General features: G+C 56.1%; 12 protein-coding genes and 1 pseudogene. 12 read left to right on the top strand and 1 reads right to left on the bottom strand.

The window, feature by feature from the left end; genetic code table 11:
* The first annotated feature begins 141 nt into the window (after positions 1-141).
* From Z948_RS0112920 to Z948_RS0112965, 10 genes are all read left to right on the top strand, one after another.
* A complete protein-coding gene (locus Z948_RS0112920) occupies positions 142-1,647 on the top strand; it encodes an FMN-binding glutamate synthase family protein (RefSeq protein ID WP_025059983.1) in 1,506 nt (501 codons plus the stop codon).
* A 15-nt stretch (positions 1,648-1,662) separates the two neighbouring features.
* The gene (locus Z948_RS0112925) at positions 1,663-3,327 is read left to right on the top strand and encodes an acetolactate synthase large subunit (RefSeq protein WP_025059984.1); all 1,665 of its coding nucleotides are present in this window, start codon (positions 1,663-1,665) and stop codon (positions 3,325-3,327) included.
* Positions 3,324-4,712: an aldehyde dehydrogenase family protein gene (locus tag Z948_RS0112930; RefSeq protein ID WP_037952423.1), complete on the top strand. Its 1,389-nt coding sequence runs from the start codon at positions 3,324-3,326 to the stop codon at positions 4,710-4,712. Before Z948_RS0112925 ends, Z948_RS0112930 begins: the two co-directional genes overlap by 4 nt.
* Before the next feature lie 171 nt (positions 4,713-4,883).
* Entirely contained in the window at positions 4,884-6,848 is a 1,965-nt protein-coding gene (locus Z948_RS18505) for an alpha/beta hydrolase family protein (RefSeq protein WP_156023537.1), read from the top strand.
* A gap of 97 nt (positions 6,849-6,945) precedes the next feature.
* Positions 6,946-7,368 carry a hypothetical protein gene (locus Z948_RS0112940; protein ID WP_025059987.1) on the top strand — a complete coding sequence of 141 codons (423 nt, stop codon included), beginning with the start codon at positions 6,946-6,948 and terminating at the stop codon, positions 7,366-7,368.
* Between the two features lie 39 nt (positions 7,369-7,407).
* Positions 7,408-8,952, top strand: a complete 1,545-nt coding sequence (locus tag Z948_RS0112945) for an ABC transporter substrate-binding protein (protein ID WP_025059988.1) — start codon at positions 7,408-7,410, stop codon at positions 8,950-8,952.
* Between the two features lie 40 nt (positions 8,953-8,992).
* Entirely contained in the window at positions 8,993-9,931 is a 939-nt protein-coding gene (locus Z948_RS0112950) for an ABC transporter permease (protein WP_025059989.1), read from the top strand.
* A complete protein-coding gene (locus Z948_RS0112955; protein WP_025059990.1) occupies positions 9,924-10,769 on the top strand; it encodes an ABC transporter permease in 846 nt (281 codons plus the stop codon). The genes Z948_RS0112950 and Z948_RS0112955 overlap by 8 nt, the downstream gene beginning before the upstream one ends.
* Complete coding sequence (locus tag Z948_RS0112960) at positions 10,763-11,530, top strand: ATP-binding cassette domain-containing protein (protein WP_037952425.1); 768 nt, start codon at positions 10,763-10,765, stop codon at positions 11,528-11,530. The genes Z948_RS0112955 and Z948_RS0112960 overlap by 7 nt, the downstream gene beginning before the upstream one ends.
* Complete coding sequence (locus Z948_RS0112965; RefSeq protein ID WP_052033222.1) at positions 11,524-12,246, top strand: ABC transporter ATP-binding protein; 723 nt, start codon at positions 11,524-11,526, stop codon at positions 12,244-12,246. Before Z948_RS0112960 ends, Z948_RS0112965 begins: the two co-directional genes overlap by 7 nt.
* Positions 12,247-12,423: 177 nt before the next feature.
* Here the strand turns inward: Z948_RS0112965 and Z948_RS18945 are convergent.
* Positions 12,424-13,155, bottom strand: a pseudogene (locus Z948_RS18945) (transposase family protein); the annotation flags it as partial.
* Positions 13,156-13,364: 209 nt separating this feature from the next.
* Here Z948_RS18945 and Z948_RS0112980 point away from each other — a divergent pair.
* Together Z948_RS0112980 and Z948_RS0112985 are read left to right on the top strand one after the other, a co-directional pair.
* Positions 13,365-13,676: a hypothetical protein gene (locus tag Z948_RS0112980; protein WP_025059993.1), complete on the top strand. Its 312-nt coding sequence runs from the start codon at positions 13,365-13,367 to the stop codon at positions 13,674-13,676.
* On the top strand, positions 13,673-14,536 hold the full coding sequence (locus Z948_RS0112985; RefSeq protein WP_025059994.1) for a hypothetical protein: 864 nt from the start codon (positions 13,673-13,675) through the stop codon (positions 14,534-14,536). The genes Z948_RS0112980 and Z948_RS0112985 overlap by 4 nt, the downstream gene beginning before the upstream one ends.
* Positions 14,537-14,631: the final 95 nt, after the last annotated feature.

Raw genomic sequence — 14,631 nt, forward strand, 5'->3', positions numbered from 1 at the left:
TACCGTACAATCGGTTCTAGCGATCGCTGACATATGCGATTTAACCAAAAGCAACGTGCCAAAAGCGCGCAGCCAATTTGTAACCCGTCCGGTAGCAGAAAACGACGTTTTCAGCCGGAAACCCACTGATGTGAGGACATTATGACAAACTATCTCCCGATCTTAGCCACGACCTTTATTTTCTTAATCGGGCTGGCGGCTCTTGCCCTTGTTGTCATGTTTGTCGTCGATGTCACACAGACCAGTGATGCGGTTCGCAGAAACTACCCTGTTATCGGTCGGTTCCGTCATGTGTTTACCGAATTGGGTGAATTTTTCCGGCAGTATTTCTTTGCCATGGACCGCGAAGAGATGCCTTTTAACCGTGCCGAGCGCGACTGGATCGGGCGTGCGGCAAAGGGGGACGATAACACTGTCGCTTTTGGCTCCAGCAAGATGCTCAGCGCGCCCGGAACGCCTATTTTTGTGAACTGCCCGTTTCCGACGCTGGATGAGGACGCCTATGAAGTGCAGCCGCTTTTGATCGGGCCTTATAGCGAAAAACCTTTTAACGCGCCGTCGTTTTTCAACATTTCCGCCATGAGCTATGGCGCGCTGTCAACGCCGGCTGTGCGCGCCTTGTCCAAAGGGGCCAAGATGGCTGGCTGCTGGATGAACACGGGCGAGGGCGGTCTGTCGCCTTATCACTTGGAAGGGGGCGCGGATATCGTGTTCCAGATCGGGACCGCAAAATACGGCGTGCGGGATGAAGAAGGCAACCTATCCGATGCCAAGCTGAAAGAAGTCGCCGCACATGAACAGGTCCGCATGTTCGAGCTGAAGATGAGCCAAGGTGCCAAACCTGGCAAGGGGGGGATCCTGCCAGGTTCGAAAGTGACGCCAAAGATCGCCGCGATCCGTGGCATCCCTGAAGGGGAGGATTCAATCTCGCCCAACCGCCACCCAGAGATCAACGATGCCGCGTCAATGTTGGATATGATCAACCATGTGCGCGACGTGACGGGCAAACCAGTGGGCTTCAAAGCGGTGGTTGGCAGCTATGGTTGGCTGTCCACATTGGCCGAGGAAATCCACCGCCGTGGCATTGAATCTGCACCCGACTTTATCACCATCGACAGTGGCGATGGCGGCACAGGCGCGGCCCCGATGCCGCTGATGGATAACGTGGGATTGGTGATCAAGGAATCCTTGCCGCTGGTTGTTGATATCTTGTCAGAATACGGCCTGCGCGACCGCATCCGCGTGATCGCATCGGGCAAGCTGGTGACCCCATCCGAGGTGGCATGGGCCTTGGCCTCTGGGGCGGATTTCATCTGCTCGGCGCGGGGGTTCATGTTCTCACTTGGGTGCATTCAGGCGCTCAAATGTAACAAAAACACCTGCCCAACGGGGATCACAACCCATAACAAACGCCTGCAAAAGGGGCTTGATCCGGCGAATAAAGCGGTCAAGGTCGCCAATTTCTGCAAAAACATGATCCACGAAGTTGAAGTGATTTCACACTCGGTTGGGGTAGGGCGTCCGCGCCTGATGAAACGCAAACACGTGCGTATCATGCAATCTGACGGGACATCGATTGCAATGGATGAACGCTATCCGCGCAAGGAGACTTTGCCCCAATACGCCCCCAAGCCCGCAGCAGAATAACCGGAGGACGATACAATGACGAATGCAACAAAACCGACAGTTAAGGCGACCGACCTTTTTGTTCAGGCTCTTGAGGCCGAAGGCGTCGAAGAAATTTTTGCAGTCCCGGGGGAGGAGAACCTCGATCTGGTTGAATCCTTGCGGACCTCCAGCATCAAACTGGTTCTGACACGTCACGAACAGGGGGCGGCCTTTATGGCGGCCACCTACGGGCGCTTAACGGGCAAGCCGGGTGTTTGTATGGCAACGCTGGGGCCTGGTGCTACGAATTTCGCAACCCCAGCGGCCTACGCCCATCTGGGGGGCTTTCCGTTGATCATGATCACGGGGCAAAAGCCGATCAAGAAATCCAAACAAGGCCAATTCCAGATCATTGATGTGGTCGGCCTGTTTGAACCGATCTGCAAGATGAGCAAACAGATCGTTCACGGCAATACGATCCCCTCACTGGTGCGCGAAGCCTTTCGTGTCGCCAGCGAAGAACGCCCAGGCGCGGTTCTGTTAGAACTGCCCGAGGACATTGCAGAAGAACAATGCGACACCGCCGTGATCCCGCCCCACAAACGCTATTACGCGGTTGCCGATGACGCGGTACTGGCCGATGCGGCAGATTTGATCCAAAAGGCAAAGATGCCGCTGGTCTTGGTGGGTGCAGGCGCGAACCGCAAAGAGGTGCGCGATGCAATTTCCGGTTTTGTCGAAGCAACGGGCATCCCGTTCTTTGTGACGCAAATGGGCAAAGGCGTGGTTGATGAACGCTCGGATTTGTTTTTGGGGACGGCTGCGTTATCTGATGGCGATTATATGCACTGCGCCATTGATCGTGCCGATCTGGTGATCAACTTTGGCCATGATGTGGTTGAAAAGCCGCCCTTCTTTATGGAGGATGGCGGCAAGAAGGTGATCCATGTGAACTATAAATCCGCACAGGTGGATTCAGTTTATTTTCCACAGGTCGAAGTCGTGGGTGATCTGGCCGCCTCGGTTCGCAAGCTGCAAGCGGCTGTCGGCGACAAGCTGAAGGTCGATCTGAGCTACTTTAACAAGATCAAAACAGAGGTCGAAACCCATTTGGCCGAAGGCGTGGATGACCCGCGTTTTCCCGTCACGCCGCAGCGGTTTGTTGCTGATACCCGCAAGGCGATGGGCCCCAAAGACATCATCGCGCTGGACAATGGCATCTATAAAATCTGGTACGCGCGCAACTACAAAGCCTATGAACCGAACACAGTTCTGCTGGACAATGCGTTGGCGACCATGGGCGCGGGATTGCCATCAGCGATGGCCGCGGCCATGCAATACCCCGACCGCCGCGTGATGGCGATTTGCGGCGATGGCGGCTTTATGATGAACAGCCAAGAGCTTGAAACCGCGATCCGCTTGCGCCTGAACCTTGTGGTGATGGTGCTCAACGATAGCTCTTACGGGATGATCCGCTGGAAGCAATCGGCGGCAGGTTTTGACGATTGGGGGCTGGAATTTGGCAACCCTGATTTTGTTAAATATGCCGAAAGCTATGGTGCATCTGGCCACCGGATCGAAGCTGCGGATGATTTGGTGCCCACCATCGACAAAGCCTTCAAAGAGGGCGGCGTGCATTTGATTGATTTGCCTGTTGATTATTCTGACAACCAGAAGGTTCTGATCGACGAGCTGGCTGAAAAAGCGTGCCTGCTATGAGTGCGGGCACCCTTGATGTCGTCAATCCCTATGACCTCAGGGCGATCGGATCGGTCGCGCTGAGCAGTTGGGACCAGATCGATGGTTACCTCGCCACAGCCAAGCAATTGCATGAAAATCGCAAATGCTGGATGCCCGCATATCAACGGATCGACATCCTGAAGAAAGCGGGCGATTTGATGCAGGGCCGGTTTGAGGAACTGGCCATGCTGATTGCCAATGAAGGCGGCAAACCTTTGATGGATGCGCGTGTGGAAGTCGCGCGCGCCATTGATGGGATGAACCTGTGCATCAAAGAAATCCCCAACCTCGCGGGCAAGCAAATCCCGATGGATTTGACACAGGCGGGGGCAGGGCGCATCGCCTTTACACAACGCGAGCCGATTGGCCCCGTTGTGGCGGTGTCGGCCTTTAATCACCCGCTCAACCTGATTGTGCATCAAGTCGCCCCAGCGGTGGCGACGGGCTGCCCTGTCTTGGTGAAACCTGCGGATGATACGCCGCTGTCCTGCAAAGCCTTTGTCGACATCCTGATCGAGGCAGGCCTGCCCGAAGAATGGTGCCGTTTTGTCCCCTGTGATATTCCCACGGCGGAAAAACTGGTGACAGACCCGCGGGTGGCGTTTTTCAGCTTTATCGGCTCTGCCAAAGTGGGGTGGATGCTGCGCTCAAAACTGGCACCAGGCACGCGCTGCGCGCTTGAGCACGGGGGCTCTGCGCCTGTGATCATTGATGCCACGGCGGATATCGAGGCGATGATCCCTAGTTTGGCCAAGGGCGGTTTTTATCACTCCGGACAGGTATGTGTTTCGGTGCAGCGGGTGTTGGCGCCCAAAGGCATGGCCGAAGACGTAGCACAACTGCTGAGCGCCGCTGCTGAGAAACTGGTTGTGGGCAACGCAATCAAGGAAGAGACAGAAGCAGGGCCGCTGATCCGCCCGCGCGAGGTTGATCGCGTGGCGCAATGGGTGGATGAGGCCCGATCCGGCGGCGCAGATGTCTTGTGTGGCGGTGAAAAACTGGGGGATACCACCTATGCCCCAACAGTTTTATTGCGCCCGTCGCAGGCTGATAAAGTGTCCCTGCAAGAGATATTTGGCCCTGTGATGTGCGTTTATGAATACGACACATTTGATGCTGCGATCCAACAGGCCAATAGCTTGCCCTTTGCCTTCCAAGCCTCGGTTTATTCCAAGAACCTTGATGTGACGATGAATGCCTTGCAGCAATTGGATGCTACGGCTGTCATGGTGAATGACCATACGGCCTTTCGCGTTGATTGGATGCCTTTTGCGGGCAGAAGGCAGTCAGGCTATGGCACAGGTGGGATCGGCTATACGATGCACGACATGACCCAAGACAAAATGGCAGTGATCAAACTATAGCCATTGGTGAAAACAAGGCGGCCGCAAAGCTGTGTGAAAACAGGCGGCCGCTTCTTTCTTGTTCACTGTGGGGCGTGGCAAAACCAGCTTGCGATAAATTCCCTCTCTGGTAGTATTTCGATGTTGTTGTCCTTTCGGCAGTAACCTGTGTTCTACTGGGAAGGTGCAATTTTGAAAAAACTGCTTTTGGGGGGCGCTGCCGTTTTGGCGATCGGTGCGGGTGCCGCAATGTTTGTGACGCGCGATACGGCAGCGACACATGAGGGCCTAAAGGCCAGCAGCCTACCGCCCCTTATCCCCACCCGTGCATTTTTCGCCCATCCCAATGCTGCGCAAAGCTTTTCGGCATCCAGCGATGGGCGATTGATCTCTTATCTGCAATCCAGCCTGACAGGTTCCAAGACCGTCGTAAAAGACCTGACCACGAATAAGGTCATTGCAGAGTTTCCAGCCAATGTGCAGTTTCGCAGGTGGCACCCCACCAAACCCCTGATCCGCTTTATCTTTGAGGGCCATGATTGGGAGGTGGACCCGTTCCAGCCTGAGCGTGAAAATTGGCGCCGTACCAGTCCCAATCGCTTGTCCGGTGGGTGGGCGAAAAATGAAATCGCAACCACCGCGGACCAAGACATTCTGACATGGGGAAAAGAAAGCGCAAATGACAATGGCCATATGTGGCTAGTGTCCCAAGACGGGCTGAACGCCAACAAAGTGGCTGAAGGAAACGCGCAAACGCTCTATTGGGTGTTTGATGAAACCTACACCAGTCCTGTACTGCGGCTAGACAGCCTTGATCCTGCGACAACGCGACTTTTTGGCAAGCAAGGCGCGGATTGGACAGCGCTGATCGATATCAATGTGAATGACCAATTCGCGCCGATTTCAGCAGGGCGCAATGACGGGACCATTTTGGCCCGTTCCTCGCGTGGGCGTGATAAGGTTGCGCTTGTTTCCTTTGACACGCAGACGGGGCAGGAAACTGTCCTGCATGAAAACCCACAAACTGACATTGGTTTTACGACGCTCTTGTCCTTGCCTAATACGCCGGATGTCCTGCGTATGGGCGTTGCAAATAAAGACCGTATTGCGCTTACCGAACGGGGGCAGGTGTTTTTGGATATTCTATCGGATTTCGCGCAACCTGTCTCCTTGGGTGAAACTGTGGTCAGCGCATCGGGGCGCTATATCACACAGGCCATTTCCGCCCAAAGCAAGCCTTACACATTCTTACTGATCGACATGGAAGAAAAATCCTACAAAATCCTTGGCGAAGCCCCGACCGCGCGATTCAAAGAGCATTTTGTAGAGGAGCAAGCAGTGACATTTTCGGCCCGCGACGGGCTGGAGATCCCCGCAGTGCTGACAATGCCGCAGGATGTAGCGGGGCCCATTCCCTTTATCGTTTACATCCACGGGGGGCCTGCGCAGCATGCCATCCTTGGATATGATCCAGAAACCCAGCTGTGGGTAAACCGTGGCTATGGGGTATTATCCGTGAATTTCCGCGGCTCGACCGGTTTCGGGAAAGAGTTCCAGTCAAAGGGGTTCAAGGAATTTGGCCGCGCCATGCAAGACGACATTGCGGATGCGGCCAATTGGCTGGTCTCGGAAGGGCTGGCCGATACGGATGCGTTGATTGCGATGGGCACCAGCTATGGCGGCTACTCAGCCGCCCTCGCCATGAGCCGCGATCCTGGCCTGTTTGACGCAGCCATTGTTGAGTTCCCGATGCTGGATATCGAATTCCAGTCCAAAAGCTATCCAGGGTTCTGGCAAAGCGGCATTCACGGCTGGTGGCGTTATTTCGGCAAGGTCGATAGTGCAGATGATCTGGAATTGATGCGCATGTATTCGCCTTCCAACAGGATCGACGAGCTACATGGCCCTCTCATGATCTTAGGCGGGCTGCGCGATCAGATCACCTCGGTTCAGCAGGTCAAGGATTTTGAGACCGATGCAATGGCCGCGGGCAAAGATGTCGAGGTGCATTATTTCCCCGATGCGGGCCACGGCGTGCATCTGTGGCGGGACAGATTGCGCCGCGCGCGCCTGATCGAAGAATTCTTGGCAAAACACGCAGGTGGGCGCTCTGGCGGTTTTGAATTTGCTGAACGCGCACCAGCCTTTATCGACTAGGTTTTCATGCCCCCTGATCTGGTTGAGGGGGGTAGGTTATTGTTAGAAATAAATATATTTCCGAGATGTTTATTAAAACGGGTTCACAATTCTCGGCATGCTGGTACATGTCGCGCGACCTTTTGGTCCGATTGAGATTCTGAAATTGGGTGCCGCGCGCGGAATGAACCTGAAATTCGTCATAAAAATTTGTTGGGTGTTGGCCATTGCGGTCAGCGCGCTTATTCGACCGCCTGGCGTTATGCTGGCGCAAGAAGGCGAAACCATCACGTATGTTTTGTGCACAGGCGGCGGGTTTGAAACCGTCACCGTGCCGCTACATGAGGATGGGTCGGGCACGGCTGACGAATGGTGTGATTTCTATAGCGTATTGGTTCCGGCCTTGCCCTTTGGCGCCCCGGATGTGGCGCCCATCCAGCTGGAAGTTGCGCGCCTGTCGGTGATTGTACCAGTGCAGCTGCATGCAGCACTTGTGGGCCTACCTCCGTTTTCGTCGCGTGCGCCGCCGTTGTTCGGCTGACAGACACCGATACCGAAAACATACTTTTAGGATACTTCAATGACTTTTGTAACGAAGGCTGCCCAGTTGGCTGTGGCTGCTACCCTTGTTTTGCCTATGGCGATCACGCCTGTTCAGGCGCAAACCGAACTGACCGTCGCCGTGAAGCGCGACCGCTATAATGTGGGCGACGAAAAATTCAATTTCACCACCCGTCGACCAGCCGCACAGATTGTAGAGACAGCTGTGCAACCCGATGAGAACTTTCTGCCAAGCCCGCTGTTGTTCAAAAACTGGGACTATGCGGATGGTAAATACACCATCGATTTGCTGGAAGGCGTGCGCTTTTCCGATGGGAAAATGTTCAACGCCGACAGTGCGATTGCTGCGCTGAAGCTCTATGATCAGGGCCGCTCGGATTTCTTGCAAATCGATCCAGAGAGCTTTGAGAAACTGGGGGATTATAGGATCAGCTTCCGCTCCGAGACTGGCTCGGCGCTGGTGATCGAAAACATGACGCACCGCGCGACCTCTCTTTTTGGGGCGTCCGAAGACCGCGCCACAAATCCGGTAGGTACGGGGCCCTATAAGCTGGACAGCTATGAGCCAAAACAACATATCACCGTGACCCGCAACCCTGACTATTGGGGAGAAGCGCCAACAGTCGATCGTCTGACATTCCGCTTCATTGATGACGATAACGCGCGCATGCTTGCGCTGCAAAACGGTGAAATCGACGTGATTGGCGAAGTCACCCCGCAGATGATGCTGTCCATGCCGCAGGACGGATCTGTTGTGCTGCACGAAAGCCGCCCGATCCGGTATGTTGCCTTGTTGGCAAACCTCAACGGGGCCGCGCCGTTTGACATCATTCAAGACTACAAAGTGCGCGAAGCTTTGGCTTGGGCGATCGACCGTGAGACGCTCGCTAGCGTGCTGTTTGATGGCCGCGGCAAACCGGCCAAAGGCATCCTGCCGGGCTGGATGTTTAACCTTGGCGAAGATCACACCGATGGCTTTGGCTATGATCCCGTAAAAGCGGGTGAGATGCTTGAGGCTGCGGGTTGGGTTATGGGCCAAAACGGGGTGCGTGAAAAAGACGGGCGGGCCTTGTCCCTGCGTTTGGTTGCCGCCTATCCGAATGTCTCGACGGTGAAGCCCATGCCAGAAATGTTGGACCAGATGTTTGCCGACATTGGGGTCGATATCGACCTGATCGAAGTAGATGACAGCGGTGTCTACGGATCCACGTATCTGGATACGGGCGAGGCCGATTTGTATATGGAGTTCGCATCCAACAACAACACAGACCCCACGTATCTGCTGTACAACCTGTTCACATCGACCACAGCTTGGGGCGGATATAAATTCACCGCACCTGGTCCGCATGTGGATGAGATGCTGCTGAAGGCGCGCAAGGCGCAAAACCGCGATGAGATCATCGATCTGGTGCGCCAAGCGCATCGCGCCATCGTCCAAACCGACCTTGCCGCCATTCCGATCCTGATGGTGCCGAACTTTACCCTGTCGCGTCCGGGCATTGAGGTGCCAATGTCTGAATATGCAGATTGGATCGATTACGGTCGTGTGACCTTCGATAAATAAGCACAGTGCAGCCTGCCTTCGGGCGGGCTGCGTTTCCTTTATGTTGCGATTTATTTTGATACGTCTTGCGGCGACGCTTCCAACCCTATTGGGGATGAGCTTTGTTGCATTCGCCATTGTGGCGCTAGCACCGGGAGATCCGGTGATGATGGAATTGCGCGCCATGGGCATTGTGCCCGAAGCCGCCGATATAGAGGCCCTAAGGGCGCAATTCGGTTTGGACAAGCCCTTGCTCCAGCGCTATTTCGACTGGCTTGCCCGTGCCGTCCAGTTTGATTTTGGCACCTCCGTTGCGACAGGGCGCACAGTGATGTCCGAGATCGCAATTCATTTGCCCGCCACTTTGGTGCTGGCCACCAGCGCGCTGGCAGGGGCGGTTTTGATTTCGCTCGCGCTCGGGGGGCTGGCGGTGGTGTCGGGCCCTGTGTTGGGGTCTGGTTTGCGGGGGCTGACCATTTTACTTGTCTCGGTTCCGGCGTTTTGGCTGGCGCTGATGCTGATCTATATTTTTGTTTTGCAATTTGGCTGGGCGCGGCTGGTCGGGGATGGATCATGGTCTGATCTGATATTGCCCGCGCTGACCCTCAGCCTTGGGGCTGGGGCCTCGCTAGGGCGGGTGGTGTTTGAGCGCGTGCAAGCCGAACGAAGCGAAGACTATGTGCGTTTGGCCATCGCCAAAGGGCTGAGCCCTGCACGCATCATGATCAGCCATATCGCACCGCGGATTGCAGGACCCTTGGCGACGGCATGGGCCAATACATTTGGCGCTTTGCTGGGCGGGGCCGTCATCGTCGAAAGCATCTTTGGCTGGCCCGGTTTGGGGCAATTGATTTTACAGGCGATCGCCCAACGCGATTTTCCCGTTATTCAGGCCTATCTGGTCTTCATGGGGTTGATCTTTTTTACGACCAGTCTGCTTGCCGACATCGCGTTGCTTTTGGCAGACCCTCAGCTGCGCAAAGGGGTGCAGAATGACTGAATGGCGCCTGTCTTTTTATCTGCGAACGGGAAAGTGGGGATTGGTTTTAGGGCTGATCCTGCTGGGCGGGTTTGTGGCGCTTGGGCTGGCGCCTTTGTTTGTTGATCTGCAATCGCCGGAACGTATGAACCTGCTGGCACGGCTGTCGCCCCCCTCAGCTGAGCATGTTTTAGGTGCGGATCATCTGGGGCGCGACGTGTTTGCGCGGCTGGTTCATGCGATCCCTGTGTCTTTGGGCGCCGCGCTCTCGGCGATGGCGGTGATCCTTGCGGTGGCCTTGCCTTGGGGGATCATTGCGGGGCTGGCATGTGGCAAGATCGACACAGTGATGATGCGGGTGGCCGATATCATCATGGCTTTCCCGACCTTAGTGCTTGCCTTGGCGGTTATCGGATTTGTTGGCGCGTCACTGGAGGCATCAATTATCGGCGTGGCAGCAGCATGGTGGCCCTCAAATGCGCGGATCGTACGGGCCTTGGTGCTGTCAGCCGGGCAACGTGATTTTGTCCGCGCGGCCTATTTGGCAGGCGCATCGCCGATGCGGGTCGTCTGGCGCCATATCTTGCCCCAGATCCTACCGCCGCTTGCCGTGATAATTTCGCTTGAGACAGCCTCGGTTTTGTTGGCCTTATCGGCGCTTAGTTTTTTGGGGATCGGTGCGCAGCCACCAACCCCTGAATGGGGCGCAATGCTGAACGAAGCGCGCCCCTTCTTCAGCCAAGCGCCGCATATGTTGTGGGTGCCGGGGGCAGCGGTCACGTTGGCGGTTCTGGCGTTTAATCTGATCGGTGAGGGCCTGCGCGATCTGTTGGATAAGAGGGAGCCATTCTTATGGTGAACAATGCGCTGAGTGTGCGAAATTTGACGGTCTGCGCTGGGTCAGAGCCCCTGTTGCGTCAGCTTGACTTCCACTTGGCACCGGCAGAACGCGTTGGCCTTCTGGGCACAAGCGGCTGCGGAAAATCCCTGACTGCAGCAGCGCTTTGCGGTCTGTTGCGCCCGCCCTTGCGGGTCACGACCGGTTCGATCCAAATCGATGGCCAAGAGATGACAGGGCGTGCGCCCGCCGCGTGGCGTCAGATCCGAGGTCAGGGCGTGTTCCAGATCTTTCAAAGCCCCAGCACGGCGCTGACGCCGGGGCGGCGCATCCGGCATCAATTGGCAGAAGCCGCCCAAAGGGCAGGGGCCGACAGCCCGCCCGCGATTGCCAACGCTCTTGATGCGGTCGCGCTAGATCGGCGCGTGGCAGATTTTTTTCCCTATCAACTGTCAGGCGGCATGAAACAGCGGGTGTTGATCGCAATGGCCCTCATCTTGCGGCCGCGCATTCTGATCGCAGATGAACCCACAACCGGTCTAGATGTCCTGACCGAAGGTGAAATTCTGCAGGCGTTGAACACGATGGCCGATGAAACGGGGGCTGCTGTATTGTTTATCAGCCATGATTTGCGCGCTGTGAAGGTGGTGGCCCAAAGGGCTTTGGTCATGCAACAAGGCCAGCTGGTCGAAGACGCGCCCATCGCGACCTTGGGCGGCTCTCGCGTGCCCGCCGCGCGGGCCTTGGCACAAGCCGCACAGGCATTGGAGACCATATGTTAGAACTGCAAGGGATCTCCAAACGGTATCAACGCCATCAGGTACTGGCCGATATTGATCTAACCATCGGCACTGGCGAGGTCCTAGGCCTGATCGGGCGGTCTGGCGCGGGAAAATCCACCTTGGCGCGGTGTCTTGTTGGGCTAGAGACCCCCGAAACTGGTGCGTTCTGGCTGGAGGGGCGCAGCTTCATTCCTGGTAGCCGCAGCTGCCTGCAAGACATTCAATACCTCTGGCAAGACCCAGCCCAATCTCTGAGCCCCTATCTGACCGCGCGCGCCGCCGTTTTAGAAAGCCTACATGGGTTTAAAGTGGGCCCCAAAACAGGCCGCCGCGCTGAGGCCGAGGCGATTTTGACCTCGCTTGGCATCACAGGCGCGCTCCAAGATCGGAGGCCCCATGCGCTGTCGGGCGGGCAATGCCAACGGGTGGCGCTGGCACGGGCTCTGGCGGCAAAACCCAAACTTCTGATCCTCGATGAACCTTTGTCCTCGCTTGATCTGGTCACGCAAGTCACCACCATCGCCCTGTTGCGACAGCTCCATTCTGAAACAGGTTTGGCCATGTTAATTGTCAGCCACGACCTTGCGCCACTGCGTCAATTGGCGGACAGGATTTTGGTCTTGGATGAGGGCGCGATCGTCGAAGACCTAGGAATGGGTGAATTTGCGGCCCAAGCACGCCACCCGCTTTCACGCGCCTATATCGATAGGTTTTGACAGGCCTTGTTGTTCTACAAAGCTTAGGTGGGGCAATTGTTTGTGATTTGGTCCATTCGCCAAAAGCCATGCCGTGAAACCCCTCAAGGGGATGGTTCACCATGACCTGAGTGCCCTGAGCCCCTAAAGCGCCTTCAATTTTGTGTAGAGACCGCCCAACAAAAAGGACGGACAAATCAAGGCACGCTTCATGCGGTTGCTCACAGCCCAGCCAATGACACGTCGGGAATGCAAATCCAGGATCACGGCTAGAGACAGCCAACCCTCTCGGGTCCAAACATAGCTGATGTCCATTGCCGGACAGGGTATTGCGAAGCAATGTTCCGAGAGGGGCAGCCCATTTCTGGTTTGGTCGACCTGCCGTGAAGTCTCGACCCAGTAAGTTTGGCGCAATGTTGAACTGGTGATCGCTGTCAGTGGTCACCCTGTGTTTGCGGGTCCTGACGGCTGATATGCGCAAGCGTGATCAAGTCAGACCGCTGTCGGCGACTGGCAGGGCGGCTGCGGAAGGCACGCAATCCACGACTGCTGAAATTTAAAACCTCGCACAGGCGTGCCGTTGAAAACTCAGCGCAATGTTCTTCAGCGAACCTAAACCTCATGCCTTTTGGCTCGCGAAGAAGCCGGTTGCCTTTTAAAAGATATCCCTCTCCTCCTTGAGAATGCGGTTCTCGCGCCGAAGCCGATCATTCTCTTTGGCGAGATCCAAATCCTTTTTCGACACCACATCCGTGCCCCGATGCGCTGTGATCAATTTGCTCAGCGTCGACATGCCAACGCCCACCGTTTCGGGACATTGCTGCGCAATACCCTGCCGGGCAATGGATCATCAGCCACCTGCCTACGTGTTAGCCCACTGCTCAGCGCAAAACGAACCGCACCTTCCCTGAACTCGTCCGTTCGTTTCAGTCCCCGTTGTTGCTGTAAATGCTATCAAAGGAGCAGCATCAAACCGCGACAGGTTCACTAATGCCGCACAGGTCATTGAGTACTACGCGACTGTTTCGCCAAGTGAATCTGAAGCAATTTTGGCCAAGCTAGAAGCCGCTGTGGAGCGTGAAAACACGCTCTACTTGTCAGCGCCCCCGATAGGGTAAAGAGAGGAGAGAGTTAAGTGCTTGAAAGTAAATGGAGGCGAGTACCGGAATCGAACCGGTGTACACGGATTTGCAATCCAGAAAGAGCGCGAGCGAAAACAAGGGCTTAAGGGTGCAAAACACCCCCTGACAAAAAGTGAACAAAATGCGAAAGTTTCAACGCCAAATTCGCCGGTTCAAAACGAAAAAGGCCCCGTCACAGCGGCAACTGTGAACCGGGGCCAAATAGAAAAAGCCTGTCAGCTTTCGCACCATATTAGCATGGGCCAGCGGCGCACCGCAAACGCTCAGTCGGCTTTTTCGCAACCTCTGACCGGTGAGGTGATCCATTGAGCTGGCGCATCGCAAACGAATGCGCCGAGCGCCGCTTTGGCAGCGCCGCACGCAAGCAGATCATCATGTTCCTGGCCGACAAGGCGAGCGATGACGGTTCGGGCATCTGGTGTTCCAAAGGGACGATCCAGCGCCACACGGAGCTCAGCGAGAGCACGGTGAAGCGCACCATCATCGACTTCCTGCGCGAAGGCATTCTGATCGAGACAGGGCGACGGCAGTGCAAGAACGGTTACACCGTCATTTACCGCATTGTTCTGGAGCGCGTGGCCGCGCTCGAACCCACGGCTGAGCCCGATATTGAGACGGGGGTCACTGTGAACCCCGTCCAGCCTGAACCCGGTACGGGGTCCACGGTGAACGGGGTACGGGGTTCACGGTGGACCCCAAACCATCCTAAAACCATCCATAAACCACCTACGCGCAGGCGCGAGGCGGCGGAAGAGGTTGAAGATCTTGAAGCTGAGAAGATCCTGGCAAACTATCCCGAAGACAGGATCCGAGACCGACGAACTACGTCGCGCCTGATCGCAGCCGCCGTGAAGGCCGGAGCAAAGCCCGATGACTTGCAGCAGGCGGTCAAAGCCTATGCGAAGGGAACCGAGGGCTACACACGCAGCAAGGTCTGTTTCTCGGACAATTGGTTCAAGATGCGCCGATGGGAGAAGGGGCTTGCCCAGGTGCAGGCGGACCGTGAGAAGGCGCGAGAGGCCGAAGCCAAAGGTCGCGCTAGCCTCGCCGAGTGGATCCGTGAACGCCACCCCCTTTGCCGCCACATTACAAGCCGACAGATCGAGGGCTTGATTGTGTCAAAGTTGGTGACGCCTGAGCAGGTGCGCGCTGCGGGGCTGCAGGCATAAGTGCGACTCGATTGTTACGCCATGGCGTAAAAAGTAGATATTTACGTTGCAGCGTAATTTGTTTTAATTTACGCTGTGCCGTAAAAGGAGCCACA

Source organism: Sulfitobacter donghicola DSW-25 = KCTC 12864 = JCM 14565 (genome assembly GCF_000622405.1).
GTDB lineage: Bacteria > Pseudomonadota > Alphaproteobacteria > Rhodobacterales > Rhodobacteraceae > Sulfitobacter > Sulfitobacter donghicola.

Excerpts from the sequence above, each read along its gene's own strand:
- Z948_RS0112920 (WP_025059983.1), top strand. The coding sequence starts at position 142 with ATGACAAACTATCTCCCGATCTTAGCCACGACCTTTATTTTCTTAATC.
- Z948_RS0112925 (WP_025059984.1), top strand. The coding sequence starts at position 1,663 with ATGACGAATGCAACAAAACCGACAGTTAAGGCGACCGACCTTTTTGTT.
- Z948_RS0112930 (WP_037952423.1), top strand. The coding sequence starts at position 3,324 with ATGAGTGCGGGCACCCTTGATGTCGTCAATCCCTATGACCTCAGGGCG.
- Z948_RS0112940 (WP_025059987.1), top strand. The coding sequence starts at position 6,946 with ATGCTGGTACATGTCGCGCGACCTTTTGGTCCGATTGAGATTCTGAAA.
- Z948_RS0112945 (WP_025059988.1), top strand. The coding sequence starts at position 7,408 with ATGACTTTTGTAACGAAGGCTGCCCAGTTGGCTGTGGCTGCTACCCTT.
- Z948_RS0112950 (WP_025059989.1), top strand. The coding sequence starts at position 8,993 with ATGTTGCGATTTATTTTGATACGTCTTGCGGCGACGCTTCCAACCCTA.
- Z948_RS0112955 (WP_025059990.1), top strand. The coding sequence starts at position 9,924 with ATGACTGAATGGCGCCTGTCTTTTTATCTGCGAACGGGAAAGTGGGGA.
- Z948_RS0112960 (WP_037952425.1), top strand. The coding sequence starts at position 10,763 with ATGGTGAACAATGCGCTGAGTGTGCGAAATTTGACGGTCTGCGCTGGG.
- Z948_RS0112965 (WP_052033222.1), top strand. The coding sequence starts at position 11,524 with ATGTTAGAACTGCAAGGGATCTCCAAACGGTATCAACGCCATCAGGTA.